At 70.3% G+C, this 25,343-nt stretch carries 22 protein-coding genes, 1 other RNA gene and 2 pseudogenes; 3 read left to right on the top strand and 22 right to left on the bottom strand.

Annotated features, from left to right (window positions below):
- The first annotated feature begins 437 nt into the window (after window positions 1-437).
- A complete protein-coding gene (locus U6N30_RS04940) occupies window positions 438-902 on the top strand; it encodes a hypothetical protein (protein ID WP_324276376.1) in 465 nt (154 codons plus the stop codon).
- 389 nt (window positions 903-1,291) lie between these two features.
- Here U6N30_RS04940 and U6N30_RS04935 read toward each other — a convergent pair whose 3' ends face one another.
- The 9 genes from U6N30_RS04935 to U6N30_RS04895 form a co-directional block, all read right to left on the bottom strand.
- The gene (locus tag U6N30_RS04935; RefSeq protein ID WP_324276375.1) at window positions 1,292-1,924 is read right to left on the bottom strand and encodes a GIY-YIG nuclease family protein; all 633 of its coding nucleotides are present in this window, start codon (window positions 1,922-1,924) and stop codon (window positions 1,292-1,294) included.
- A complete protein-coding gene (locus U6N30_RS04930; protein ID WP_324276374.1) occupies window positions 1,921-2,508 on the bottom strand; it encodes a hypothetical protein in 588 nt (195 codons plus the stop codon). The genes U6N30_RS04935 and U6N30_RS04930 overlap by 4 nt, the downstream gene beginning before the upstream one ends.
- The gene (locus U6N30_RS04925; RefSeq protein ID WP_324276373.1) at window positions 2,501-3,091 is read right to left on the bottom strand and encodes a PD-(D/E)XK nuclease family protein; all 591 of its coding nucleotides are present in this window, start codon (window positions 3,089-3,091) and stop codon (window positions 2,501-2,503) included. Before U6N30_RS04925 ends, U6N30_RS04930 begins: the two co-directional genes overlap by 8 nt.
- Before the next feature lie 170 nt (window positions 3,092-3,261).
- Window positions 3,262-4,461, bottom strand: coding sequence for a response regulator (locus tag U6N30_RS04920; RefSeq protein WP_324276372.1), 1,200 nt, complete (start codon window positions 4,459-4,461; stop codon window positions 3,262-3,264).
- 3 nt (window positions 4,462-4,464) lie between these two features.
- On the bottom strand, window positions 4,465-4,836 hold the full coding sequence (locus U6N30_RS04915; protein ID WP_324276371.1) for an ATP-binding protein: 372 nt from the start codon (window positions 4,834-4,836) through the stop codon (window positions 4,465-4,467).
- An 858-nt stretch (window positions 4,837-5,694) separates the two neighbouring features.
- On the bottom strand, window positions 5,695-6,534 hold the full coding sequence (locus U6N30_RS04910; RefSeq protein WP_324276370.1) for a hypothetical protein: 840 nt from the start codon (window positions 6,532-6,534) through the stop codon (window positions 5,695-5,697).
- Window positions 6,535-6,660: 126 nt separating this feature from the next.
- Entirely contained in the window at window positions 6,661-7,413 is a 753-nt protein-coding gene (locus U6N30_RS04905) for a hypothetical protein (protein WP_324276369.1), read from the bottom strand.
- A 190-nt stretch (window positions 7,414-7,603) separates the two neighbouring features.
- Window positions 7,604-11,023: a DEAD/DEAH box helicase family protein gene (locus U6N30_RS04900; RefSeq protein WP_324276368.1), complete on the bottom strand. Its 3,420-nt coding sequence runs from the start codon at window positions 11,021-11,023 to the stop codon at window positions 7,604-7,606.
- Window positions 10,941-11,735 (bottom strand): restriction endonuclease subunit S, encoded by a 795-nt coding sequence (locus U6N30_RS04895; RefSeq protein ID WP_324278167.1) that lies wholly within the window; start codon window positions 11,733-11,735, stop codon window positions 10,941-10,943. The genes U6N30_RS04900 and U6N30_RS04895 overlap by 83 nt, the downstream gene beginning before the upstream one ends.
- Window positions 11,736-11,956: 221 nt before the next feature.
- Between U6N30_RS04895 and U6N30_RS04890 the strand changes: the two genes are divergently transcribed.
- Window positions 11,957-12,196: a hypothetical protein gene (locus U6N30_RS04890; protein ID WP_324276367.1), complete on the top strand. Its 240-nt coding sequence runs from the start codon at window positions 11,957-11,959 to the stop codon at window positions 12,194-12,196.
- A gap of 11 nt (window positions 12,197-12,207) precedes the next feature.
- Here U6N30_RS04890 and U6N30_RS04885 read toward each other — a convergent pair.
- From U6N30_RS04885 to U6N30_RS04880, 3 genes and pseudogenes are all read right to left on the bottom strand, one after another.
- A pseudogene (locus U6N30_RS04885) lies at window positions 12,208-13,226 on the bottom strand (HsdM family class I SAM-dependent methyltransferase).
- A gap of 110 nt (window positions 13,227-13,336) precedes the next feature.
- Window positions 13,337-13,561, bottom strand: a complete 225-nt coding sequence (locus U6N30_RS33300; protein ID WP_422678088.1) for a hypothetical protein — start codon at window positions 13,559-13,561, stop codon at window positions 13,337-13,339.
- Window positions 13,525-13,665 carry a hypothetical protein gene (locus U6N30_RS04880; RefSeq protein WP_324276366.1) on the bottom strand — a complete coding sequence of 47 codons (141 nt, stop codon included), beginning with the start codon at window positions 13,663-13,665 and terminating at the stop codon, window positions 13,525-13,527. The genes U6N30_RS33300 and U6N30_RS04880 overlap by 37 nt, the downstream gene beginning before the upstream one ends.
- A 748-nt stretch (window positions 13,666-14,413) precedes the next feature.
- Here U6N30_RS04880 and U6N30_RS04875 point away from each other — a divergent pair.
- Window positions 14,414-14,722, top strand: coding sequence for a hypothetical protein (locus U6N30_RS04875; RefSeq protein ID WP_324276365.1), 309 nt, complete (start codon window positions 14,414-14,416; stop codon window positions 14,720-14,722).
- Window positions 14,723-14,814: 92 nt separating this feature from the next.
- On the opposite strand, the gene ssrA is transcribed toward U6N30_RS04875, so the two are convergent.
- From ssrA to U6N30_RS04830, 10 genes and pseudogenes are all read right to left on the bottom strand, one after another.
- Window positions 14,815-15,189: a transfer-messenger RNA gene (gene ssrA, locus U6N30_RS04870) on the bottom strand.
- Between the two features lie 77 nt (window positions 15,190-15,266).
- On the bottom strand, window positions 15,267-15,452 hold the full coding sequence (locus U6N30_RS04865) for a hypothetical protein (protein ID WP_324276364.1): 186 nt from the start codon (window positions 15,450-15,452) through the stop codon (window positions 15,267-15,269).
- Complete coding sequence (locus U6N30_RS04860; protein WP_324278166.1) at window positions 15,449-16,387, bottom strand: AAA family ATPase; 939 nt, start codon at window positions 16,385-16,387, stop codon at window positions 15,449-15,451. Before U6N30_RS04860 ends, U6N30_RS04865 begins: the two co-directional genes overlap by 4 nt.
- Window positions 16,285-16,878 carry an AAA family ATPase gene (locus U6N30_RS04855; protein WP_324276363.1) on the bottom strand — a complete coding sequence of 198 codons (594 nt, stop codon included), beginning with the start codon at window positions 16,876-16,878 and terminating at the stop codon, window positions 16,285-16,287. The genes U6N30_RS04860 and U6N30_RS04855 overlap by 103 nt, the downstream gene beginning before the upstream one ends.
- Before the next feature lie 95 nt (window positions 16,879-16,973).
- Window positions 16,974-17,192 (bottom strand): annotated as a pseudogene (locus U6N30_RS33295) (hypothetical protein); the annotation flags it as partial.
- On the bottom strand, window positions 17,189-17,692 hold the full coding sequence (locus U6N30_RS04850; protein ID WP_324276362.1) for a PDDEXK family nuclease: 504 nt from the start codon (window positions 17,690-17,692) through the stop codon (window positions 17,189-17,191). The gene U6N30_RS04850 and the pseudogene U6N30_RS33295, both read right to left, overlap by 4 nt.
- Window positions 17,584-20,583, bottom strand: a complete 3,000-nt coding sequence (locus U6N30_RS04845) for a UvrD-helicase domain-containing protein (protein WP_324276361.1) — start codon at window positions 20,581-20,583, stop codon at window positions 17,584-17,586. The genes U6N30_RS04850 and U6N30_RS04845 overlap by 109 nt, the downstream gene beginning before the upstream one ends.
- Window positions 20,580-21,503: a hypothetical protein gene (locus tag U6N30_RS04840; protein WP_324278165.1), complete on the bottom strand. Its 924-nt coding sequence runs from the start codon at window positions 21,501-21,503 to the stop codon at window positions 20,580-20,582. Before U6N30_RS04840 ends, U6N30_RS04845 begins: the two co-directional genes overlap by 4 nt.
- On the bottom strand, window positions 21,503-23,950 hold the full coding sequence (recC, locus tag U6N30_RS04835) for an exodeoxyribonuclease V subunit gamma (protein ID WP_324276360.1): 2,448 nt from the start codon (window positions 23,948-23,950) through the stop codon (window positions 21,503-21,505). The genes U6N30_RS04840 and recC overlap by 1 nt, the downstream gene beginning before the upstream one ends.
- A 93-nt stretch (window positions 23,951-24,043) precedes the next feature.
- The gene (locus U6N30_RS04830; protein ID WP_324276359.1) at window positions 24,044-25,171 is read right to left on the bottom strand and encodes a magnesium and cobalt transport protein CorA; all 1,128 of its coding nucleotides are present in this window, start codon (window positions 25,169-25,171) and stop codon (window positions 24,044-24,046) included.
- Between the last annotated feature and the right edge of the window lie 172 nt (window positions 25,172-25,343).

Here is a 25,343-nt window from a genome sequence, read left to right as displayed (position 1 = left end):
GCCCTACCCCGGTGCGCACAAACCGTGGCGGTGCCGGTGCCGGCGCTGCGGCACCGACGTCACCCCCACCTACGCCGCGATGTCGGATGCCCGCAAGAAGAACGCCTGCAGGGAGTGCGACAAGCGGCACCGGCGCGCGCTCTTCCTGGCCTCGCACGAGGAGATGTTCCAGCTCTACCTCTCCCACGGGTTCGAGCCGCTCGGCCCATACCCGGGCAACCACCGGCCGTGGGCGTCAGTGCACCTGGCGTGCGGAGAGCTGTGCGCGCCCTATCCCGCCAACGTCAAGTCCCGCGGCGGCGGATGCGAGGTCTGTGCACGCCAGGTGCGCGGCCGCAGGCGCCGCGTCGACGAGTCGGTAGCCGTCGCGATCATGCGCGCGGCAGGACTCGTCCCCTGGTCCCCTACCCGACCTCCGGGGAACCCTGGACGTGCCGGTGCGAGACCTGTGGTCGCGAGGTCTCACCCACGTACGACAACGTGCGCGCCGGGACAGGGGCTGCCGGCCGTGTGGCAGCTACGGGCTGGACTGGGACGGGCCGGCGATCGTCTACGTGCTGACCCAGGCAGCACACCTGGCGGTGAAGGTGGGCATCGCGAAGGCCCGGCCGACGCCAGGCACCCCGTCGCGCGTCGACCTGCTGTCCCGGCGCTTCGGGTGGGTGCCCTACGCGCGGCTGCCGGTGCCCACCGGTCGGGAGGCGTACCGCATCGAGCGGGCCGTGCTGCGCGTATGGCGGGAGGATCTGCGGCTGCCGCCGCACCTGGGGCCGCAGCAGACCGAGGGGCACACGGAGACCGTCAGCCTCGACGCTGTCTCGGAGGAACAGGCGTGGCAGCACGTCCTGACCGCGGCCCACCCGCCCGGGCCGCCGCAGGCGCCGTCTCCTGCACCGGTCTGACCGCCTCCAGACGCGCGCGAGCCCCGGTCGGCTCACCGACCGGGGTTCGCGCCGGGGAAGTGGGTGGCGTCTTCGTAGATCGGGGCACGCAGAGGTCGGGGGATCCCTTTCTATAAATGACATGAGCCGCCTGCACCCTCCGGCGCCGAGTCAGCACCATGAACCCGCAGATCAAGCGCCCCGCTCGTCGAGGAAGCGTGCACGCAGGGTGGCCAGGGTGACCCGACCGGTGGGGCGGTCGACGGCCCAGAACTCCCATCCGTTGGCGTGGAGGCCACCCCTGACGGCCCTCGCCGCATTACTGGGGCTCGGGTGCGACGTGCCGTTGTACTCGACTTCACCGTTGGGCCCGAGGGCCGCCGTCGCGGGGTAGACGCTGTTGGTCGAGGTCAGAATCTCCCTGCGGTGAGCAGGCCGACGTCGAGGAGCTGCTTGACGGTGATCCCGTAGAAGCGGTTGCTGCGAGTCCTCGCCGCCGGCCTGGCTGCGACTTGGTCGTCGGGGCTCTCGGTGTCGTATCCCAGCAGCCGGAGAACGCGCCGGATCGGCGGCACGATGCTCTCCAACGCCGCGCGCTCGTAGGGCGGCAGGGTCTCGTCGCTGGGCCGGTTGCCGTTGTGCAGGTGGGTGTCAGCCGCGGCGTCGAGCAGGTCGTACAGCCGCCCCTCCAACCACCCCACGTGCGCGCTGTTGAACCCGAAAGTGGTGTCACGCCGGATGAGCAGCGCTCGGCACCAGTGGTCTCGGCTTCTCAGGTGTTGCGCCAGGCGGGTGCGAACCCCGCCGGGAGCCTTACCGACGTAGCAGCCCCAGGTGCCCTCGGCGTCGTGCCGGTCGAGCAGGACGTAGACGCCGGGGACATCCCAGTCACCGGTCAACTCGGCGACTGCCCCGCGGTCGACAACGGCCATCGCCAACGCCGCGGTCGTGTCGTAGATCAGCGCGGGAGCGCCCGCGTCCTCCGGTAGCAGCACGGAGAGCGGAAGCTGGTCGGCGCTCCCGGCCACCGATGCGCTGGTCATCGGTGCAAAGCGTCCAGTGCCGGCGCGGCCACGTCCCAGAGTTCCCGGAAGCTGGCCACGAGACCGGTGAGGTAGGCCGCCGGGTCGAGCGCCGGGGCGCCGGTCGGCGGCAAGACGTACCGGTAGTACGGCCAGACGATCTCCTTGCGGCCGCCCTTCAGCTGGGCGTGGACCGGCGCGACGGCCTCGGTGACCTGCCGGCGCCGCTGCGGATCCTCTTGACTGCGCGGCAGACGGACGGCCACGAACGGCCACGTGTTGCGACCCGGCTTGAGCAGCCGGGGGCGTTCCCACTCGAGGACCACGCTGAGATCCGCGACGCCGTGGTGGTGCCAGGTCGCCCGCCGCAGCCCCAGCGTCGGCCACTGCCCGGACTCGAGCTCGTCGCTGAACTCCGGTTCGGCGTCGATCTCCACCGCCAGCTTCTCGAACGTTGGCGCCAGGTCGACCAGATAGCGGTTCAGGAGCTGGGCGGCGTCGTCGCGAAGCGCGGCCCAGATCTCGATGTCCTGACGGTGATCGAGGTAGAACCAGGCCTTCGCGTCGGCATCCTCGCGCTCCGGCAGGGTGATCGGGTCAAGCACGGTGGTAGGCCTCCAGGGTGGCGATGTAGTCGTGGACACCGGGCGCGACCTCGGCCATCGGCCCGGCGGCGGTGCGAGCGATCTCAGCAACCTCGCGCCAGGTCAGCCCGCTCCAGGCCGTACGGCTGGCTACGGCGGTCAGCGGCAGCCGCTCGCCGCGGGCGAGGAAGACAAAGCATGGCGTCGGCTCGTCGGACCAGCGCGCGTGCAGCCGGTCCAGCTGCCGCTCCTGCTCGACGGCGAAGGTCTTGGCCTCCACCACGATCGTCCAACTGGGGCCGTAGACGACGAGGTCGGCCCGGGTCTCCTCCCGCTGCTCCTCCAGCACCACCCGCACGCCGGGGTCCGCGCCGGACCCGTCAATCTCCAGGTGATCCAGCAGCCCGTCAAGCACAGCAGGACCGAGGCCGTGGTGGCCGTCGGGACGGAGCAACCAGGCCAATCCCGCGGTCACCGCCAGCTCCCGGTACTGCAGGTCCAGGGCAGCGAGGAGGGTCCGCGGGCCACCCCGCCAGCGGCGGCTGACCAGCAGGGCCTGCTGGGTGGCCCGCATGTCCGCCAGCCGTGGCTTCCACTGCGACACGAGCGCACCGGCGCGGGACCGCTCCGCCGCAGCCACGTGCTGCCAGGCAGATGCTGTCTCCTCGTAGCGCTCCGGCCACCCGCGCAGCGCAATGCCAGCTCGTCCGACCTCAACCGCCAGGTGAGTCGCGTGAGGTGGATCAATGAGAGCCACAGCGCCCCTCCAATGCCTCACGGTTCGCGACCGCTGAGTAGTTCGCCAAGCTGATGCTGCGCTGATGTATCCCGCGCACCAGTGCTCAGGTCCACATACTTCAGGCGGTCCGTCGTGCTCGTCTCACCATGGCGGCTCTGCTGGAAGCCATCCACAACTTTGACGGTCCAGTCGCCGGTCGGGGCGCCATCCGCCAGGACCAGCGGCCACATGTCTACATAGCCTCCGGCGGATTGCAGGTACACGCGACCAGTGACCAGCGGAGTTGCGACATCCGCGCGCACCGGTGCCACGGACTGGGCTGCGCCAGCGAGAACTGCGAGGTCCACGCTGTAGGTGCTCCCCGTGAAAGCCATAGGTCCTGCGACCACCAGTTCGAGCGGGGTGCTCGTCCGGGCGGTCAAGACGAACCAGTCCAGCCATCCGAGCACATCGGCCAGTGCCCCATCCCATCCGCTGGCCGGGGCACCGCCGCCATGCACCACATCATTCCGGTGCTGTACGACGGCGTTCGCCTCGGTGACACAGACGGCCTCGATCCACCTGACCAGCACTCGGTCACGGACCTGCGGAAGAAGACGACGGCAGATTTCCTGCCAAGTTCCAAAGCTCGGCCGCACCAGATGGGTGAGGACCGACTGGTCGAGCGGCCCTTCGGTCCGTATGGCGGAGACGGCGGCGAGCGCACAAAATCGTGCAACCGCTTCAGCTGTCATGAGACTCGCCCGCAGTTGAGATTCCCGGTCGAGCGGCACCTGCATGCGCTGATACGGGAGAGCGATGGGGGTGGGAAGTTGATTGACGGCGAAGTCGGCACGCGATCGTTGGCTCCGGGCGAGCACATCTTGGATTCGCTCGGGGAGCTCGATGGCCGCCTTGTCTTTCATGACGAAGTCGTGCGCCAATCGCATCGCTTCGATCGTCTCGGACTGCCCACCCTCTCCGGACAGGACAAGCGTGTCGATGGCGAGACCACGCTCCGACAGCTCGCGGAGCAACCAGAGTCCTCCCCAGTCGTCGGGCGGCATTCGGAGGTCCACCACGGCCAGGTCGAATGCTTCGGCGGAGAGCCGCGTCAGGGCGGCCTCGCCGTCGTCGGCGAATCTGCACTCGAAACTGCCCTTGGGTAGCAGCTTGGACAGGGTCACCGCCACATCTCTTTGGTCGTCGACGAAGAGAATGCGAGGGCGGCGGGGGCAGGGGCTAGCGGCGGACATGTGCTACTTGTCTCGACTTTCGGCTTGGCCGTCTTCGGTCGCGGTCGGCAGCGTCAAGAGCCAACCGGTTCCTTTCGCCCGCGGCGCAGGCTCGAGTTCACCACCAGCACGACGGAGGGTCCGCCGGACCCCGAGGAGGCCCAGACCACTTCCTTCCCGCTTGCCGCTGGTGATCGACTTCCCTGCTGCGAGCGCTTCGAGGACGGCCGCCGGGATACCGGCACCGGTGTCCGCAATCTCCAGCAGGACGACGTCGTCACCTGGCGAGGCCGTGTAGTCGAAGGTGATCTCGCCGCCTACAGCCATTGCCTGCTCGGCGTTCTTGACCAGGTTGTCCAACACCGCGCGGAGTGCACGCTCGTCGATCGCCACCACCGCGGGGGCCAGCGCGGGGGAACAACGCGAATCTGTGTCGGTAGCCGCCGGATGAGGTCGCTGACGTAGGCCTGCATGAAGGCAGCGAGTTCTGTGGTTCCTACGAGGTCGGCGGCCTCGTACAGCATGTCCGCGTCTCGCAGCCGCGACGCGAGAGCGGCTGCTGCATCCATGTGCCGGCTGGCTGCGAGCTGCGCTTCCAGGCGTTCGGTCCGCGTGGCTGCATCTCGCTCGTACGCCAGCCGCGCAGCGGTCACCTCGTTCTTCAGGTCGTGGATGAGGCGCGCCAACTCAGCGTCATAGTCATCAGCTGTCGGTTGGCCGTACGCGGCTCGCGTCAGCCAGTTCTCGTCGGCGGAGGGCGGCGACGTCTTCACGCTGAACTGGATGGATCGTGCGTCGTGGACGCCTACGAGAAGCGTGGGACAGGTCTCGCACAGGAGCCGCATCGTCAGGGTGTCCTTCACCTGGTCGAGCGGGTGCCCCGCACAACTGACGGTCACTGAGACACCGGCCGCGGTCGTTCGGCCGTGCATCGACAGGCGAGGTTCAGACTGTCCGGATAGGGCCGCGGCACACTCCTGCAGGGCCCTGAACAGGGCCGCCGCTGTACGCGCATCGACCACAGCACCATCCAGGGGAGGTCGTGCTCGACCTGCAGCCGACGCCGATTGACCACGAGCCAGTTCTCCAGGACCTGCGCAACCGGCTGATCCGCCCCGGCGGACATCCACACGCTCTGTGCCGCGGATAGCGCAACGAGTTGTTGCGTTGGCTCATCCCACGACGTAGCGGGCTCGTCGGCGGCGGCGGCTGCCGCTATCCAAAGCAGGAGTGCGGAGAGGACGTCCGTGAAGATCACCCGCTTCCGCGCGGTTTGCGAGACCTGACCGAAGTAGTCAGCCAGCGCGGCCTCAGCAACTGCATCGGGCCGCCAACCCGGACCGATGACGTCGTACACGCCAGCGGCCCATCGACCGAACCCATGCCGATCCCCTGCTGCACCATGCGCGCACCCAGTCGCCCGGCACGCTGCCAGCGCGGCCAGCGAGTCCGTGATGCTGCGAGCACTTCAAGGTGCCGCACAAGGAGGAGGCGAGCGATCGTCGTGTCCGGCACACGCCCCGCGCCGTCCGTCAAGATCTCCGCGGACGACCAGAAGTGTGCAGCCGCGATCTTGCGGGCAGCGGTCCGGGAAGCGCCGGCTCCCTCCACCGAGATCGGCTGTGCAAGGCCCCGCACGTTCAACCGAACGCGGAAAGTGGAGTTGTGGTCCGGCCCCTCCCGCGAGCTGTCCTCCTCGACTTGAAAGTCGAGTTCGATGGAGAGCTCTTGCAGGCGAGTGACCGGGTCCACGAGGCTTGTGCTGCTCTGCGCACCCAGGAACTGGTGCACTTCGGCAGGGAGATGGCTCTCGAAGGTCGAATGGTCCGGCCACTGGATGTGGGACGCGGCGAGCGTCGCCTGAACCATGTTGGCGACGATCTCGTCGGAGAGAGGTTGCCCTCGCAGTCCGGCGCTGACTCGGACGAGCCTCCCGAGGCCAAGAGCCTCGAACATGGGTCGCAGAGCCGCGTCCGGGACGGTGAGCGCGACCGCGACATCGGGGTCGGGGTCGGTCGTCCGACTCAGCAGCACCGCCGCCCGCCGGCGCATCATCGCAGCGTTCAGAACGGAGCTCCCAAGGTTGGCGAGCACCGCGTTGCCGTCACGGTCGGTGTCTCCCCACTGATGTTCTCGTACACCCAGGATCGGTGAATGAGGGCGCGGGCGAACGGCCGCGCATCACGACAGTCGAACCTGGCGGCGAGCGCGGCGTACCGCTCATCTACCAGCGGCCGCGCCGGTCGGCGCACGACCGGCTTCCCGCGCTTCGCCGGCGAACCCTGGTCCGCCAGGACGTGAGGCGCGTGTCGGGACAGGTAGTCGTGACACGCGAGTCGCTGCGCGTGCTTCTTCGAGCCGGCCTCCCCTTCCCGTTCGGCCGTCCTTCGTCGTGACAGTCACCGTGAAGACGGTGTCGTGGTCCGGGCCGGCCTGTGCGACCTCGAATGCCGGTTTCAAACCTTGGGCATGCTGCTGAAAGAGCGACCGCACGTCCGCAGCGGTGGCTGAAGACATCGCGGCGTCGGCGTACAGCCTCTCTACAAACGTCCGTAAGCCGGCTCCCGCGACCACAAGAGACCACCAACCCACGACCTGCAGGGCGACGGCATCGAACGTGCGAACGGTGGAACCGGACGCCACCTTGTTGGCGGCCTGTGACGCCTCGCCCCGACCAAGGTGAGCCCGGTTCTGAACTTGAAGGCTTTGCCCGAGACGTTCGCGGACCATGCGACCGACACGATTCGCCTCTTCATCACGTCGCTTCACGTCGAAGTTCGGAGCCGCCTTCGCTATGGCGCGTCGCAGTTCAACGTCGACCGCTGCTTTGCCGACGCTTTCTAGCAGCGACAGGCACACCGCACTCACATCTGGGAACTCGTCAGGACTTTCATAAAGGCCGGATCGGTGCAGCGTCGCGACGGTCAGCCACTGACGTTCCCTCGATTGAAGCTCCGCCAGTGCGTGGCCCATCACTCGCTCCAGTTCTGGCCACGACATCACCTCACCGATGGCTTGCGGCAGAGCGACGAGCGGAGGTAGCGGAGATCCGGGCGGTCGGCTCACGCGGCCACCTCAGCGGCCAACAGTTCAGCCTGCTGCATGACCAAGGCGGCGCCTTCCTGCTTGTCCGGTGGGCATCAGTGCTTTGTCATCCGTGCCGTCACGCGACCGTGACGTCCGGAAGAGCACGGTCTCTGACCTGGTGAAGAACGGTCACGATCCCGTCGACGTCATCCTCGGTGAAGATCGAGTCCGGCCCGTGGGGCGCGCTGTCGGTGAACGGTGATTCGTAGAGGCGGCCCACGTCCATGACCCCGTTCGCGGTCAGGTGCTCGACGATGAGCTGGACGAACCGGATCTGGTTGACCGAGTACACGCCGTCGGACAGGTAGCGGTCGAACGCGGCGGTCGCGGCCTCGCGGTCGAGGCCAACCAGGGAGCGGATGAACAGCCCGAGTCCGTGGGACTCCTCGCGGGCGCGGGCGATGTCGGCCTCGCTGCCGGCGCCGGACTCCACCAGCATCTCCTCCAGCGACGCCAGATCCTCCGGTGTGAGCTGGAGGTTGCGGCGGAGACGCTGCAGGGCCAGGTGGTCCTCGTGGTCGCGGAGGTAGGCGCGGGCCTTCGCACGGAATCGTTCCCAGTTAGTGCCGGGCGTGACGCCGGGCAGTTCGATGACGCTGCTCTCGCCGAGCTCGTCGGCGAAGTCCGAGTAGACGACGGCGCGCCGGGACTTCTCGACGAACCGCACGAGCCCGCGGATTCGGCGCCGGGCGAGCTCGAGCATCGGGAGGGTGACGTCGACCCACCATTCGTCGCCGGCCAGCTCCTCGAGCAGCTGCTCTTGTGCCTTGACCGAGGGGATCCCGGTCTGGCCGAGCAGCGCGCCCGCGATGTCCTGCACCTGCGTGCGCAGCCGCTCCACAAGGAGCGCATCGCCGTCGAGCCGGGCCAGCTGCAGTCGCAGCAGGATCAGGTCGAAGCGCTTGGCGTCCTCGTCGTCGTCCCGCTTGGTGGACGGCAGGCCGGCGAGGTGGTGCGCGATGTCGCCGGCCTTGTCCGGGGTCAGCTGGTGCCAGGCATCCCAGTCGGAGTACGTCTCGACCCATTGCCGAGCCGGGCGGACCAGGAAGTTGTCGACGTTCATGCCGACCAGCACCTCGTGCAGCGTCCAGGCCACGTCGACGCGCAGGCCGCGCTCGCTGACCTCGCCGTGGCCGACCTCGGGCTGGCCTTCGGAGTCGGCGCCCGCGCCGGTTTGGTCCAGTGCGGTGAGCAGTCCCAGTCGGGCTTCGAACAGCCGCTCGGCGAGCGACTTCTGCAGCGACCCGCCGGAGTCGGGCAGGTTCTGGCTGAAGAACTCGAGGTTGCCGCAGAAGTCGAAGACGTAGAAGTTTTTCTTGTCCTCGCCCGGTCCGTAGAGGTCGGGGCACAGGCGGGTGCCGCGGCCGATCATCTGCCAGAACTTGCTCTTGGCGCGGATGAGCTTGAAGAAAACGAGGTTGACGACCTCGGGGACGTCGATGCCGGTGTCGAGCATGTCGACGGAGATGGCGATGTGGGGCGCCTTGTCCTTGATCGAGAAGTCATCGATCAGGTTCTGGGCGTAGGTCACCGAGTGGGTGATGACGCGGGCGAAGTGGCCGGCGTACTCGGGGTAGTTGGCGTCGAAGCGCTTCTGGATGAACTCGGCGTGGGCCTGGTTCTTGGCGAAGACGATGGTCTTGCCGAGCCGGTCACCGCCGGCGACCTTGTGGCCGTCCTTCATCAAGGTGGCGAGGACCTTGTCGACGGTGTCGGCGTTGAAGAGGAACTTGTTGAGCTCTTCGGCCGAGACGGCGTCAGGGATGTCGCCGTCCTCGTTCCACTCGAGCGAATCCCAATCGTCCTTCTCCTCCTCGCTGAGCTCGTCATAGCGGATGCCTTCGCGGAGGAACTTCGTAGGCACCGACACGGCCACTGGCGGCACGAGGTAGCCTGCGGCCACGGCTTCGTCGAGGCTGTAGGCGTCGGTGGGAACCCCGTCTTCGAGGTTGAACAACGAATAGGTGTTGCGGTCGACCTCGTCCTTCGGCGTCGCGGTGAGGCCTACAAGAAGCGAGTCGAACCAGGAAAAGATGGAGCGGTACTTCTGGTAGACCGATCGGTGGGCCTCGTCGATGACGATGAGGTCGAAGTAGCCCGGTCCGAACAGCCTCCGACCCGCGTCGGTCTCGTTGATCAGGTTCATCATCGTCGGGTACGTCGAGACGTACACCCGGCCGTCGGCGACCTTCTCGGTCACGAGGTTGACCGTGGTCGCGTTCGGCAGGTGGGTCTTGAAGGCCCCGACGGCCTGGTTGACCAGGGCGGTGCGGTCGGCGAGGAAGAGGACCCGCTTGACCCACCCAGCGCGCATCAGCTGATCGACCAGCGCGATGACGGTTCGGGTCTTGCCGGAGCCGGTGGCCATCACCAGCAGGGCGGCGCGCTGCTTGGCGATGAAGGTCTCTCCTACCGCCCGGATGGCGCGCTGCTGGTAGTGGCGCTCGACGATGCTCTTGTCGATGGGCGCGTCGGCCAGCGGCAGGCGGCCGGTGCGGCGCTGCACCATCAGGGCGAGCTCGTCGGCGGTGAAGAAGCCCTCGACCCGGCGCGGCGGGTAGCCGGCGGCGTCGTCCCATAGCCAGGTCTGGTAGCCGTTGGTGTAGAAGATCACCGGCCGGCGGCCGGTCATCTGCCGCAGGCAGTCGGCGTACAGCTTGGCCTGCTGTTGGCCTACCGCGGGCTCCACGGTCGTCTTCTTCGCCTCCACAACCGCAAGCGGGAGCCCGTCGCTACCCCACAGCACGTAGTCGACGTAGCCCTTGCCCTCAGCGTTGGGCATGCCGGTGACCTCGAACTCGCGGTCTCGGACATCGGTGAGCTGCCAGCCCGCCTCGCGGAGGAGCTCGTCGATGATGAGGTCGCGGGTCTGGGCTTCGGAGTAGTCGTGCGTGTCGGTCAGCGTGTTCGCGGCCTGCGCAGCCTTGATCTGCTGGCGCAACTCTTCGATCTCGGCGTCCTTCGCCGCTGCGAGCTCGTCCCGCTCCCTTAGAGCGCGACCGTGAGCCTCGTCCTGGAGGCGGAATCTCTCCGCCAGCTGAACGACGTCGGACCGGCTCAGGGGCGCCTGGCTGCCGGCGAGCTTCGGGTCGAATACCGTGCCGGTCGGCACCGCCGCCGGGTTGGTCGAGTAGCGAAAGGCCGTCCACACCACCACGTGGTGCAACTCGCGCAGCACATCAAGCGCGGCTCTCGCCGGGATGGCCTGAACGTCATGGACAGCCCGGTTCCCCAGTTTGCGGATCAAGTTCAGCTTCTGCCCGATACCGACGCCGACCCGCCGCTGGAAGGCAGGCTCGTTGATGCGGGCGGATAGGTCGTCCTTGTATGGGATAGACAGCCCGTCGACGTCGTAGATCAGCCCGACCAGATGCTCCGCCGCGCGGCGGGCGTAGAAGCACGCCGACCGCGGATCAGAGGTCAGATAGCCCGCCGCGCGCACACAGTCGGCGTGGACCTGCGGCCACTCGGCATTGATGAAGTCGAAGTTGCTCACGTGCTGGCGCCCCCGCAGGTTCTCCTGACACCGAGACGGTCGCGAACGCGCGCCGCCGGAGAGACGTCACGAGTTCCGCCGTGGCGGCCTCGGCCTCCCGACCTATGATTCGCCTCTCTTCAATGACGTCAACAACATGACTAAACGCCGCCAACTGGCGACTGCTCGGAACTGGCACCGGCAATGAGCGCAGGATTGCAAGGTTGATGTTCTTCTGTGCCGACTGGGGTGCTGACGCCTCCAGGGTGGCCTGCAGAAAGGTCAGCCAAACCCGCACGTAGTTCGTCATCTCTTTGTCGGCAGTAAAGCCCACGATACTGTCCGGAAAGCACGCGTCGAAGGTCAGGATGCCGGTTTTGGCGATGTTCGCTGCAATCGTAATGCATAGCGTTCCTGCGGGCCACAGCCTACTCTGGGCCAGCCCAAGTTCAGAGTAGGTGGAGGAGTACTCGCGGATGAAGCCACCCGAGCTTGCGACCTCTCCTGTCTGAATGAGCGGGTACCTGCCGCCCAGTAATGCCGGGTCGTTGCGAGGACGGTGCCTCGACACGCCTCTGTCAAGCCGCCCCAACTCGCCTAAAGGCACCAACGCAAGACCGTTGAGATTTCGAATAGGATCACCGAACATCTCGACGAATGCCGACTGAGTGAGGTCGTTGATCAACGCGAGGACTCGGCGTCGCTTGGCGCGCAGGGTTTCTGCTTCATCCATGATCGCCACGAGGCGCCGTTGCTCCTCGAGGGAAGGAAGCGGGACCTTCAGCTCCTGCAGGAATGCAGGGGAATGCGTCGCTGCCCAGCACTCCCCGTCATGCGCCGCTCACCCTCAATGCTTACGCAATCTTGACGTAGGAAGTGCAGCAGGTAGCGATCGTCTACCACATCTGTTTTCGGTCGAACGACATGGAACTCGGTTGAGCCGACTCCTACTAGATGACGGAGTCGCGCTTGCCCGATCTTGCCATTCTCGAAGCACGGCGTGATCTTTGCGACCAACAGGTCTTTGTCTCGGAAGAGCGTATAACCTTTAGAAACTTCCCGAAAAGGGCGAGTCTGGCCGGGCCCAGCCTCTGCCGCGTCGGCATCGAGATCAGCCATTGGCACGAAGGCGATATCATCGTCGCCGGCGGGCTTGACATTAGCTCGCGGATTCACGTCGGCTACGTCACCTAAAGCGACAGTCCTCATGAGAGCATCGACCGTAGATCGGCAAGTCCCTGCTGAATGTCCGCTTCGAGCTTCTCGAGATCTGCGATGATCTCGAGGGGTGACCGATGCGCGATTTCCTCTAGAGCGTTCTTTTTGTAGCTGTTGAGAGACAGATCGTAAGCGGGACCGACGATCTCCGACTTAGGCACAGAGAAGCTTTGCTCCGTACGCTCGCGGTTCAGTTCGTCGGCGTGACGATTGCGCCAGCGCGCCAGCACGTCAGGAAGGTCGCTGGCCTCGACAGGATTGCGTCGGTCGTCCAGGCTGAAGCCGTCGGCGCGCACGTCGTAAAACCAAACATTGTCTGTGCCACCGCTGTTGGTCTTCGTGAAGAGAAGAATCGCGGTCGACACCCCGGCGTACGGCCTGAACACCCCAGATGGGAGCTTCACGACCGCGTCGAGCTTCTGGTCCTCGACCAAGATTCGGCGCAGCTCCCGGTGTGCCCCTGACGGCCCGAAGAGGACCCCTCGGGGACAATGACTGCCGCGCGTCCGCCTGGCTTCAGCAGCCGCAGGAACAGCGCGAGGAAGAGCAGTTCCGTCTTCTTCGTCTTGACGACCCGCTGCAGATCCTTCGATGTCGATTCGTAGTCGAGGCTCCCCGCGAAAGGCGGGTTCGCGAGAATCAGGGAGTAGAGGCCTTCTTCCCCCGCAGCGCCCTCCGAGAGCGAGTCGCGGTAGCGGATGTCCGGCTGCTCGACCCCGTGCAAGAGCATGTTCATGCTGCCGATGCGGAGCATGGTGGAGTCGAAGTCGTACCCGTGGAACATGCTGCGGTGGTAGTGCTGCCGCTGCTGCTCATCAGTCATGACCGTGTGGTGCTCGCGGCGCACGTACTCGGAGGCGGCGACGAGGAAGCCGGCGGTGCCGCAAGCCGGGTCGCAGATCTCATCCGACGGCTGCGGGGCGGTCATGGCGACCATCAACTGGATGATGTGCCGAGGCGTCCTGAACTGGCCGTTCTGACCGGCAGTGGCGATCTTGCTGAGCATGTACTCGTAGAGGTCGCCGTTGGTGTCGCGGTCCTGCATGGGAACGTCGTCGAGCATGTCCACGACGCGGGAAAGCAGCGCCGGCGTCGGGATGGTGAACCGAGCGTCCCTCATGTGCTCGGAGTAGGTGGATCCGTCGCCACCGAGCCGGCGCAGGAACGGGAACACCCCTCGCCGATGACCTGGTGCATGACCCCGGGTTCGAAGTCCTTGAACCGCGACCACCGGAGGTCCGCATCGTCGGGCCCGAAGATCGCGTCCTCGATCGGCTTACCGGTGCGGTTGGCCTTCCGCTCCTTCAGCGTCTGCAGGTCATCAAGCCGTCGGACGAACAGCAGGTAGGTGATCTGCTCGATGACCTCGAGGGGTTGGAGATGCCCCCGGACCAGAAGGCATCCCAGACTCTGTCGATCTTGCTCTTCAGATCGCCGGTGATCACGCCGGTACCCCCGTCCTCGGCACGACGAGCTGCAATGGGCCGCAGAGCTGGTTTGCTGGCTTCGACGGCACGCCCTCGGACTGCAGCGGGTCCGACCCGTTCCTCTTCGCGCGCGGCGGCACGTGCAACTCCCTCGGTTGTTCAAGCACAGGCACGGTAGCCCGGCGACCGCCGCACAGTGGACAACCGGACACTGTCGGTCACGCCAACGAGGGCTCACCTCCTCTCGGCGTCGGCCTGACCCGACGTGTGTCCCGTGCCCCATCGCCCGGCGGCTTCTACAGCAGTGGGACGCGGGCGACAGCGCCGTCGGGGATCACCTCCTTCGGTGACGGCTGTCAGTCGCCGACGACCGGGCGTCCGTTGATCTCTGTGGAGTTGTCAAGCTGCGATCGGCGGCACCTCGGGACGCCGCCGCCGGGCACGGTCACCGGGCACTTTTCTTCGTCAATCAGGCTGCCCAGTCGAATGCCCCCACGGACCCAGCTGGCACAGCTGAGGGCGCGGATCGTCCGCCGCGGCCCATTGGGTCGCCAGCAACCGGAGGTGCCGGCATGTCCGTGCTCCCCTTCCCGTCCGTCGACAACGGCCACCGGCCGTGGGCGTCAGACCGCGTCGTCACTGCCTCGGACCAGGCTGTGCTCGCCCGCGCAGCGACCCTGGTAGGCGTCTCCCCCACCTGCTCCCGCTTCCTCTGCGCTGGGGTCCGGGCCCCGCCCAGCTGGCGGTCCTCCGGGTCACCGCGACGGTGCTCCTGTCGCGGCTGGAGGAGACCTCCGGTGCATGCTCCGACTGCGCCGGCTCTGACCGGGCGATGGCCTGCGCACGTGAGCTCGGGAGGCTAAAGGCGCGGCTGGACGCACTCGCCCGTGAGGAGCCGCTCCGCAGCTGGCACGACCGCACCGCCCGCGGCCCGGCGGACCACCCGCTGCTGCAGCCCGACCCGCCGTACTGGGGCTTCCGCGACCTGACGAAGGAGGAGGCGAAGGCCGTCGACGCCGAGCACCTGCGCCGCCTTCACGGCGGCCACCTGCAGCCCGTCGCCACGGCCGCGTGACACACCACGAGACGACGAACCGCCCCGGACCTCAAGGTCCGGGGCGGTTCGTCAATCTACGAAGGATCTCCGCACATTCTGCGAAGACCTCGTGGTGGAGGTGGCGGGAATCGAACCCGCGTCCTTCGACGCATCACCAGGGCTTCTCCGAGCGCAGTCTGCGTTGCCTCTGCTCGACCCCGTCGATCATGCAGACAAGTCGACGTGACGGGCCCAGTCGCTGTTGGGTGTCCCGCACGCGCCCGCGACCGGCACGTGCGGTGAGTCATCTAGCTGATGCCAGGATCCGGGCCGATGACGAACCCGGGCTGACAGACTCGCCTAGCTGCCGTCAGGCAGCGAGAGCGAAGTCGCGCTGATTGGAATCGGCGCTTGTGTGTTGTGCAACGGATGGTTAACGAGCTCATCGTTGCCTTCCTCGGCTCGCTTCCCTGGTCACCCGACCGAAGTCGAGACCATTCACCCCTGTGTAGTTGTGCAGACAGCGTAACGGGGGCAGAGCTTCCCGTGTTCCCCACGCTGCGGAGTCACCCGCCCGGGTCTGTCACCCGATGGCCCCCGACAACCGGCGTCGCAGGCCGGTCGCCCGGGCCACCGGCTGCGACACCGCCCGCCGCACCGCCTCCGCCGATCCCACGACCGTGACGCCCTCGCGCGCGCGGGTGACGGCGGTGTAGACCATCTCGCGGGTGGCCAACGGCGAGGACGACGGCGGCAGCAGCACCGTCACCTCGCCGAACTGCCCGCCCTGACTGCGGTGCACGGTGAGGGCGCGCAACGGGACGACGTCCCCCAGGCGGCCGAGCGGGACGTGCACCGGTGCGCCAGGCCGGCCGAAGGCGGCAAGCAGCTCCCCATCGCGGGCCACCACGACGCCGGTGTCCCCGTTGAACAGGCCGTTGTCGTAGTCGTTGCCGAGCACGAGGAGGGGCAGCCCGGCGTAGCGACCGTCCCGCCGCGGGACGGCCCCGACCTCGTCCCCCATCCAGTGCTCGACCGTCCGCTCCCACACCGCGACGCCGCGCGGCCCTTCCGGTGCGCACACATCAGCCGATGCCGCTCCAGCGCGTGCAGTGCCGCCCCGGAGTCCCCGGCCCGCGCCGCCTCCAGCACCGGGCGGGCGGCAGCCAGCAGCTCGGTCCGCAGCGTGGAGAGCGCGGCTCCGGTCACCGCTGCGCCGTCGGCGACCTCCAGGAAGCGCACCGCTCCACCGGCGCGGAGCACCGTCAGTGCAGCCTCGCCGTCGCCCTCTCGGATGCGCTGGGCGAGCTCCGCGATGTGTCCGCCGGCATCGAACCTGCGGACGGTGCGCAGGAAGCCGATGCCGTCACGCACCCGGGCCGCCGGCGTCTCTGGCGCCACCGGCGCGTCGGCCGGCACGTCGTCCGGCACCGCTGCGCGCAGCTGCGCGAGCCGGGCCGCCGTCCGGGCGCCGTCGCCCGCCTCCGCGGTCAGATCGGCGAGGACCGCGCCGGCCTCCACAGCGGCCAGCTGGTCGGGGTCGCCCACCAGCACCAGCCGTGCGCTGTCGGGCAGCGCTTCGAGGAGGCGTGCGAACAAGGTCAGCGACACCATCGACGCCTCGTCGACGACGACCACGTCCAGCGGCAGCGGGTTGCCCCGGTCGTGCCGAAAGCGAGCCGACCCGGGGCGGACACCGAGCAGCCGGTGCAGGGTCTTCGCCTCGGTCGATCGCAGCAGTTCCCGGTCGGCCCCTCCAGGACCTCGTCGGAGGAGGCGGCTTCGTCGACGGCCTCCTTCAGCCGCGCGGCGGCCTTGCCCGTGGGCGCCGCCAGGGCCAGTCGTGGCGCCTGCTCCGGGTCGGCCAGGGCACGGAGCGCGGCGACGAGCCGGGCCACCGTCGTCGTCTTGCCGGTGCCGGGGCCGCCGCCGACCACCGCGATGCGCGACAGGACGCTGACGGCGGCCGCGTGCCGCTGGTCGTGCGCGCCGGGCTGCGGCCACAGCCGGGTGAGGACCGCCCGCAGCCGGGCCGCGTCCACCACCGGCGGCGATGCCGTGCGGCGGATCAGGTCCTCGGCGACGGAGGCCTCCTGCCGCCAGTACCGGTCCAGCCACAGCGCGCCGTCGGCCAGCCGCAGCGGAGCGCCCTGGCCGACGCCGTCCACCGCCACCAGCGGGCTCCGGCTGACCACGGACAACCACTCCGTGGGCTCGGGCCACGGCAGGGCCGCGACGTCGTCGGGGCCGCCCTCCCCTCCAGGAGGTCCTCCTCCGATCCCACCGCCAGCTGAGGGGCATCGGCCAGCGGCAACATCACCGATCCGGACCGGGTGCTGCGCACGACGAGCGCCGCGGCGAGCAGGACCCGCTCGTCGGACTCCCGGCACAGGCGTCCCAGCCGCTGCGCGACGTGCACGTCCGCGGCGTGGAGCACGCCAGCGCGATTGAAGTCGGCGAGCAGGCCCGTGGCCGCCAGGGCGAGCCGCGCCTCGGGCACCGAGGTCATCGGGCACCTCCGGCCAGCAGGTCGGACAGGGCGATCACCAACGACGATGGTGGTCGCCACGACCACACGCCGGGGATCTCGCCGTCGGACCCGACCGGGGCGTCGGGCCCGCACATGCCCCGGAGGAACAGGTAGAGCAGCCCGCCGAGGTGCTGCTCGGCCGCGTACCCAGGCTGCCGCCAGCGCAGGAACCGGTGCAGGGCGACCGAGTACAGCAGCGCCTGCAGCGGGTAGTGCGAGCGCACCACCGCGTCGTCGAGCGCGGCCGCGCGGTAGTGCCACGTGGTCAGCGGCACGCCGGGCTCGGCGAGGGTGTTCGTCTTGTGGTCGACGATGACGTAACGCAGATCGGTGCCGGCACCCATCCGCAGCACCGCGTCCAGCGACCCGGTCAGGTAGCCGCGCAGCGGCTGCCCGGCGAGGACCGGGTCGCGAAGGGCCGCGGCGTAGCGGGCCATGCGGTCGCCGGCGGGCAGGTGCTCGTCCAGCAGCCCGGCCATCGCCCCGAGCCGCAGGTCGCCGTCCACGACGTCGCCGCCGGCCAGCGGCAGCTCGAAGTCGAGTTCGGCGAGCACGTCGCGGCGCGGGAAGTCGCTGAACGGACGCCCGTCGGCCAGCGGCCCCATCGGCGTGCGCATCGCGGGCACCAGTGCCTCGGCGAGCGCGTCCGGGTCGACCCGCCCACCGTGCCGGAGCACCTGCCGTCGGGCCGCCGCGCGCAGCGGCGGGAGCGGGTCGTCGGACGCGAACTCGGCCTCCTCCAGGACGGCGTGCACCAGCGTGCCGAAGGCGGCGCCACCGGGGAGCGCGGCCATCGGGGACACCGGATGGGCCGACTCGTCCGGGGGCGGCTGATCGCCGGCGACCGCGGCGGCGTCGTCCTCGTCGTCCTTCCGGACGAGGTCCGGTTCCGAGCTGACGCCGCCCCCGCGCTGTGCGTGTCCCGGGTGAGCGCCGTGTAGGACGTGCGCCGCCAATCGGTGTCGACAGGCCGGCCCAGCCGCGCGGCGGTCAGCGTTCCGTCGACGCCCCCGGCTGGGGCGGGCGGCGCAGCGACCGGCCCGGCGCCCGCCGCCGGGACCGGCTCCACCCGCACCCCGCCGCGCGGGCCCGCCGCGACGGCCTGGAGCCGGGACATGGCGTCACCGTCGTTGTCGGGCACGGCGACGTTCACCGGCATCGCGACGGAGGGGTCGGGGCTGAACAGCAGCCGGTGCAGCGGGCTGGGCTGCGTCTTGGTCGACGGCGCCCACCACAGCACCAGCCGGGAGACCGCGCGGGTCGCGGCGACGTACAGCAGCCGGAGTTCCTCGCCTGCCGAGTCCGCGTCCTCTGCCCGGCACGCGGCGGCGTAGCCGGGCCCGTTCCGCCCGCCCACGTAGCGCACCCGCCGGCCGACGGCGTCGTAGCTGCGGGGCAGCCGCTCCCACGTACCCCCACCGAAGGCGTCCCACGCGAAGGGCAGGAACACCACGGGGAACTCCAGGCCCTTGCTGGCGTGCACGGTGACGACCTGGATCGCGGCGTCGTCGGTGTCCAGCCGCCGCGAGCGCTCCTGGTCCAGGTCGCCCCGGGCCTCGTCGATCCGCGCCCGCAGCCAGGCGAGCAGTCCACCGATCCCGAGCGAGGACTCCAGGGCCTCCGCATGCAGCGCTTCTGCGACGTGGCGGCGGTCGGTGACCAGCCGCTCGCCGTCGGGGAGGCTGAGCAGACGGGCGGCCAGCGCGCGCTCCTGGGCGACGGCGGCGAACAGCCCGGCCACACCGCGACGGCGCAGGACGTCCTCCCACCGGCGCAGCGCGTCGGCGAGCTCGTCGGTGGCCTCCTGACCTCCGGCCTCGAGCTCCGCCGCCGAGCTCCCGATCAGCGGGGTGAGTGCCAGCCGGCGGACCCGTCGGCGCCGGTGCGGCTGCTCGAGGGCCTCCAGCAGCAGGACCCAGTCCCGCGCCGCGTCGGTGCCGAAGACGCTGGACGTGCCGGTCACGACGGTCGGGAACCCGCGGGCCTGCAGCACGTCACGCACGAGGTCGGCCTGCGCCTTCGTGCGGACCAGCACCGCGACGTCCCGCGGAACGAGCGGGCGCGGCGCGCCGCCCGGGCCGCGCGGGACGATCGTCGCCTCCTCCTCGAGCAGCGCCTGCACCTGCGTCGCGAGGTCCGCGGCCACGGCTCTCCGCGCGGCGTCGACCTGGATCAGCTGCGCTCTGCCCTTGAGTTCCAGTCCGGCCCGCGGCAGGACCCGCATCCGGACCGGGGCGGGGTCGGCCGTCGGACCCACGGCGCAGCCGGCGTGCCCCGCACGGACCGGGCGGACGACGATGGCGGGGTCGCCGAGGGCCGCCCCGCGGAACACCGTCTCCAGTCCGGCCAGCAGTCCGGTGTCGCTGCGCCAGTTGGTGTCCAGGGTCGCCCGGGTGGTCGCCGCCTGCGCGGCCGACAGGTACGCGCGGACGTCGGCGCCCCGGAATGCGTAGATGGCCTGCTTGGGATCGCCGATGAGGACCAGGTCCCGGGAGTCATGGAAGGCCAGCCGGAAGACGTCCCACTGCACGGGATCGGTGTCCTGGAACTCGTCGACGAGGACGACCCGGTACCGCTCTCGCAGTCGCTCCCGAGCCTGCTTGCCCGTGGCCGGGTGGTCCAGCGCGTCCCGGACCCGCACCAGCAGGTCGTCGAAGCCCTGCACGCGTGCCCTCCGCTTGCGCCGCTCCACCTCCTCGCGCACGGCACGCGCGAAGCGCCACTGCAGATCGGCGGGCGTGTCCCGGTCGGCGTCGTCCGGGGCGAGGACGGCCTGCGGGTCCTCGATGACCGCGGCCCGGGCCACCGCACGCGCCCGCTCGTGGGTGAAGGACGCCGGCGGTGAGCCGGGGCGGCAGTGGAAGAGCAGGTAGAGGTCGTCGCAGACCTCGGCCACCAGGTCCGCGAGGTCGGTGACCAGCTCGGTGCCCGGGTCGACGTCGGCCACGATGCCGAGTCCCTGCAGCACCTGCTGGCAGAACTGGTGGATGGTGGCGACGGTCGCCGCGTCGAAGCCGGCCAGCGCCTCGGTGAGCCGGGCGTGGCGCTCTGCCACCTCGGCCGCCGTCCCGTCGGCGAGCAGCGCCACGACCGGGTCCGCCGATCCGCGACCCGTGGCCGGATCGGCCAGCGCATCTCGGGCCGTGACCAGCCGCTCCCGCACCCGGGTCCGCAGCTCGCTGGTCGCCGCCCGTCCGAACGTCACCACCAGCAGCTCCCCGAGCCGGGCGTGCCCTTCGGCGATGTAGCGGGTGACCAGCCCCGCGATGGTGTACGTCTTCCCGGTACCGGCACTGGCCTCGAGCACACTCGTGCCGGTGGGCAGCGGGCCCCGCAGGTCGACGACCGCGGGCGGGGTCGCCGCGCTCACCGGACCACCGTGCGCTCGGCGTCGAGCAGCGGCTGCCAGATCGTGCGGGCCAGCCGGCCGAAGTCGGTGGGCTCGTCCCGGTGCGCATCGCCGAGCAGCCCGGGCGATGCGGTCCAATCCTCGAGCACCGTCAACGACGCCGCCTCTCCCCAGATCAGTGCGTGCGCCGCGTCGACGTCCTCACCGTCGCGGCGGTAGGACGACGCCCAGGCGCTCTCGGCCGCCACCCGGGCCGAACCGGGATCGCGACCGCGGCTGCGAGCCTCCGCGTAGCCGGCACCCGTGCCCACCGGCACGGGGAGGGGACCACAGCACCCGTGGGCCCGCAGCCGCACGAGATCGGCCAGGGCGGCCCGGGCGTCCTCCGCACCGACCGGACCGAGGGTGACGACCGTGACGTCGGGGTCGTCGTCGCCGCGGCCGACGACGACGGCACGCCAGGGCCGGTCGTGGCGGGTCGCGGTCAGCGCCAGCAGCTCGACCCAGGCCCGTAGCCGCTGCTTGGGGCGCACGCGGGAGTACGTCACGGTGAGCAGCACGTCCCCGTGCACCCCGCCCACGGCACCGAGGACCCGCAGCCCTCCAGCAAGCGCGGCATCCACCGCCAGGGTCTGTGCCGGACCGGTGCGGAGCGGGGCGCTCACGTCGACCAGCCGGTCCACCCGGGTGCCGATCGCCGCGAGCTGCCGGTCGCCCAACGGCGGCGGAGGGAGCGCTCCCCGCGCCCGTTCGAGCTCCCGGACCTCCGCGGCGCCGACGCCGCGGAGCCGGGACCGCAGCACGCGGTCGCCGACCGCCCAGAGTTCCAGCGGCCCCGGCTCGACGGGCATGGCGTCGTCCGGCTCCTCGTCGGCGCTGTTCACGCCGACGTCCAGCCGCTGGGCGAGGAACTCCTCGGCCGGGTGCTGCCAGAAGCTGATCAGCCGACGGAGCTCGACGACGCCACCCTCCTCGGACGCCGGCAGCGGTGACGCCAGGAAGGCGCCGGCGCCACCCGCTCGCCGGCGGCTGTCACCGCACCGGCCAACCAGGTGGTGTCGAAGGAGAACGGCCCGGGGCGACCGAGGGCGCCGTCGAGAAAGTTGCGGCGGTCGAAGGGCTGGAGCGGGTGGTGCACCACGACCGCATCCCGGACGGACCCGCCGTCCCCGCTCACCGCGGTGGCCTCCAGGGCATCCAGCAGTTCGCCGACGGGAACCGCCGGCGGCAGCGGTGCACCGGTGCGGACGTCCGCGCCGCCGTAGGTGATGACCAGGTGGTCGCCGGCCGCACCCAGCGCGTCCAGGAAGAGCTGCCGGTCCTCGCTGCGCGCGTCCCGCTCGCCCAGGCAGGGATCGCGCAGGAGCAGGTCCTCCCCGTCGACCGACGTCTGCCGGGGAAAGGCTCCGTCGTCCATGCCCAGCAGGCACACCACGCGGTGCGGCACCGAGCGCATGGGGGTGAGCGTGCAGACCGTCATCCCGCCGTTGCGGAAGCCGGCCGTCGTGGGCCGGCCCTCGAGCCGGCGGCCGATCAGAGCGGTCATCTCGGCCAGGCCGATCTCCGGGCGCCCGGCCTCGGCACCGGCGTCCTCGGCGGCGGCGCGCACCTCACCGAGCTCCTGCCGCAGGGCCACCAGCTGCCACTGCGCATCAGCCCGAGCGCCGCCCAGTGCCTCGACGTGCCGCTCGAGGAGGTCCACCCACTCGGCCACGGTGTACCGCCCACCGAAGTCGGCGACCGCCGTGTCGAGCCGGTCGACGAACTCCGCGAACCGGCCGGCCAACTCGATGGCGCTGGAGTCCACCTCGTCCACGGGGAGGGCGGAACCCAGCAGGGTGTCGTGCTGCTCCACCGCCACGCCGGCCAGGAGCCGGTCCATCCCGGCCCGCCACGTGCCCTGCTCGAGGTGCCCTACCCGCCAGCCGTCCCGGTGACGACCGTCCAGCCCCCACCGGACCCCGGCCGACACCGTCCACTCGCGCAGGCGTTCCAGGTCGTCGTCGTCGAAGGCGAACCGCACGCGGACCGGGTCCCCGCCGGCCAGGTCGAGCACCTGCGTGGCGGTCACCCGGGAGGCGGCCGTCTCGAGCAGCGTCGCCGCCAGGTCGAGCAGCGGGTTCACCCGCCGGGGCGAACGGTCCGCGAGTGACACCCGGAGTCGCCCGCCGGGATGGTCGTCGGCCCCGAACACCGCGGCGACCAGCGGCGCGAACCCCTCGACGTCGGGGCACATGACCAGCACGTCCCTCGGTTCCAGCGTGTCGTCGTCGGCCAGCAACCCGACGAGCACCTCGCGCAGCACCTCGACCTGGCGGGCCCGGCCGTGGCAGGCGTGTACCTGGACCGACCGGTCGTCGGGGGCCAGCCGGTGCCCGGGCGCGGGTCGGCGGTCGCCGCGCAGGTCGGCCTGCAGCCGCGCCAGCAGGGACGGCGCTCCGGCCGGCGGGACCGGCGGGTGGTGGACGTCGGCGACCACCGGCAGCGCGCGCAGCCGCAGCTGCAGCTCGCGGACATCGCGGGACAACGAGGCCAGCAGCGGGTTGCGGACCGGGACCGACACCTCGGCCCGCCGCACCCCCGGCACCTCGGCACCGGCCACGGCGTCCCAGAGGGCCGGGCTCGCCGAGTGCACCCACAGGTGGACGGCTCGGCGCCCGGCCAGGGCGGAGAGCACCTGGAGGTCGGCGGCATCGAGCCGGCTGGCCCCGAAGACGTTCAGCCGGCCGGGCAGCGCGCCGTCGTCCGGGGAGTCGCGCAGCGCCGCACACGCCTCGTCCAGCAGCTCGGCCGGCGAGGAGCCCAGCCGTGCGCGCAACCGGCGCCAGAGTTCCGGCTGCCACCGCAGATCGGCCGGCACGGCGTCGTCCCGGCCGTCGGCCCAGGCCCGCACCAGTTGCGGCCGGACCGCCGCGTAGGAGCCGAAGAGGCCGCTCACGTGCCGGGCCAACCCGTACCGCCGGCTGCTCGGGCCGCCGTCCACCGCGAGGTAGCGGTGCAGGGCGGCGCACCACGCGGCGCCGGGTTCCTCCCGCAGGACGTCGTCCAGGGCGCGGAGGAGGACCCAGACGGCCCGGTCGGCCCGCCAGGCGTCCACGGCCTGGGCGTACCGGGGACTGACCGCCGCCACGGCACCGTGGAGCAGCTCACCGGGGCGCGGGAACTCCACCCGCGCGCAGACGCCGTCCTGCCGCCCGGCGGCACCGAGGCGCGCCGACATCTGCTGGGTGATCCAGCGCTCGACCCCGCGGGCGGGGACCGCGACCACATCGCGATCGAACGGGTCCGCCGGGGGTGTGGCGAGCAGCCCGGCGAGCCCGTCGACCAGCGCCTGGGCGCTCTCCGACCGGTGCACGTGCAGCCCTCGACCGAGGCTGGGAACGGGCATGACACCTACCGATCGCGAGGTCCGGGCCGAGGCAGAGCGACCCTAGGCGAGGGGTACGACGCAGTTGCGGATCACCGCTGGAGGTGCCGGCGATCAGATCCAGTCGCGGCGCTTGAAGACGGCGTAGAGCGTCAGGCTCACCCCGACCATCAGCAGGAGCGCGAACGGGTAGCCGAGGTGCCAGTCCAGCTCCGGCATCTCGTCGAAGTTCATCCCGTAGACGGTGCCGACGAGAGTGGGCGCGAAGAGGATGGCGGCCCACGCCGAGATCTTCTTGACCTCCTCGCCCTGGGCGATCGAGGCCTCCGTGAGCTCGCGGATCTCCTCGTTCTGCCGCTGCGCCACCAGCGTCGCGTTCACGGTGAGGATGTCGCGCAGCTGCAGCCGGAAGGCCTCCGCCCGCTCGTTGACCTGGGTGACGTGGTCGGCGACGTCGCGCAGGTAGCTGCGCAGTTCCTCGTCGACGCCGTACTTGTCGAAGCCGGCGGTGATCGCGGCGAGGATGCCGGCCAGCGGGGCGGCGGCCCGCTGGAACTCGAGCACCTCCTGGGACAGCTCGTAGATGCGCCGCGAGACGCCCGGGTCACCGCGGAAGACCTCGGTCTCGATCTCGTCGATGTCGATGGCCAGCCCGTCGACCACCGGCCGGTACCCGTCGACGACGGCGTCCAGCGTCGCGTAGAGCACCGCCTCGCTGCCCCTGGCCAGCAGCGCCGGCTCGCTCTCCAGCCGTCGGCGCACCCGCGACAGGTCCGGCGACTCGCTGTGCCGCACGGTGATCGCGAAGTCGGCGCCCAGGAACAGGTGCAGCTCCCCGAACTCCACCTCCTCGGTCGCGTCCAGGTACCGGGCCGCCTTGAGGACGACGAACAGCGTGCTGCCGTAGCGCTCGAACTTCGGCCGCTGGTGGGCCTTGATCGCGTCCTCGACCGCCAGATCCGGCAGGTCGTAGAGCTCGGCCAGCTCACCGAGCTCCCCGGCTCCGGCCGGTACAGCCCCAGCCAGGCGAGGCGGTCCTCCCCGCTGCCAGCTCCTCGAGGCTCTCCGCGGCCGTCTCCGGCGTCGCGACCCGGCGCCCCTCCGAGTAGACGGCGTTGTCCACGACGCGCGAGCGGGCTCCGGCGCGGACGCCGGGGGTGGTGGAACCCGCGGCTCCGCCCGGTGCGGGCGACGGGTCAGTGTGGTGAGGGCGGTCAACGGCGCGAGACGGCGCTCGGTCATCAGGGGCTCCCGGAGCAAGGCGACGGCGAGGGCACGGGAGGTCCTCGCACAGCGCCGCCCCGACCGGGGAACGGCCGGGGTTCAGGCGGGGAGGACCTCGGGATGACCGGGACTGGGCGGTTCGCTGCGCATGCGCGTCTCCTCCCGGTCGGGGCCGTCGTCGGCCTGAGGG

Origin of the sequence: Blastococcus brunescens, from assembly GCF_035320885.1 — a bacterium.
GTDB classification, from domain to species: Bacteria; Actinomycetota; Actinomycetes; order Mycobacteriales; family Geodermatophilaceae; genus Blastococcus_B; species Blastococcus_B brunescens.
The sequence above is the reverse complement of the archived record's forward strand: the minus strand, read 5'-3'. Positions and strand labels throughout refer to the sequence as shown.

Bases quoted from the DNA above. Each gene is read 5' to 3' on its own strand.
- U6N30_RS04920 (WP_324276372.1), bottom strand. From the start codon at position 4,461: ATGTCCGCCGCTAGCCCCTGCCCCCGCCGCCCTCGCATTCTCTTCGTC.
- U6N30_RS04895 (WP_324278167.1), bottom strand. From the start codon at position 11,735: ATGGATGAAGCAGAAACCCTGCGCGCCAAGCGACGCCGAGTCCTCGCG.
- U6N30_RS04935 (WP_324276375.1), bottom strand. From the start codon at position 1,924: ATGACCAGCGCATCGGTGGCCGGGAGCGCCGACCAGCTTCCGCTCTCC.
- U6N30_RS04850 (WP_324276362.1), bottom strand. From the start codon at position 17,692: ATGGCCGGGCTGCTGGACGAGCACCTGCCCGCCGGCGACCGCATGGCC.
- recC (WP_324276360.1), bottom strand. From the start codon at position 23,950: ATGCCCGTTCCCAGCCTCGGTCGAGGGCTGCACGTGCACCGGTCGGAG.
- U6N30_RS04905 (WP_324276369.1), bottom strand. From the start codon at position 7,413: ATGGGCCACGCACTGGCGGAGCTTCAATCGAGGGAACGTCAGTGGCTG.
- U6N30_RS04830 (WP_324276359.1), bottom strand. From the start codon at position 25,171: ATGACCGAGCGCCGTCTCGCGCCGTTGACCGCCCTCACCACACTGACC.
- U6N30_RS04890 (WP_324276367.1), top strand. From the start codon at position 11,957: ATGACGGAGTCGCGCTTGCCCGATCTTGCCATTCTCGAAGCACGGCGT.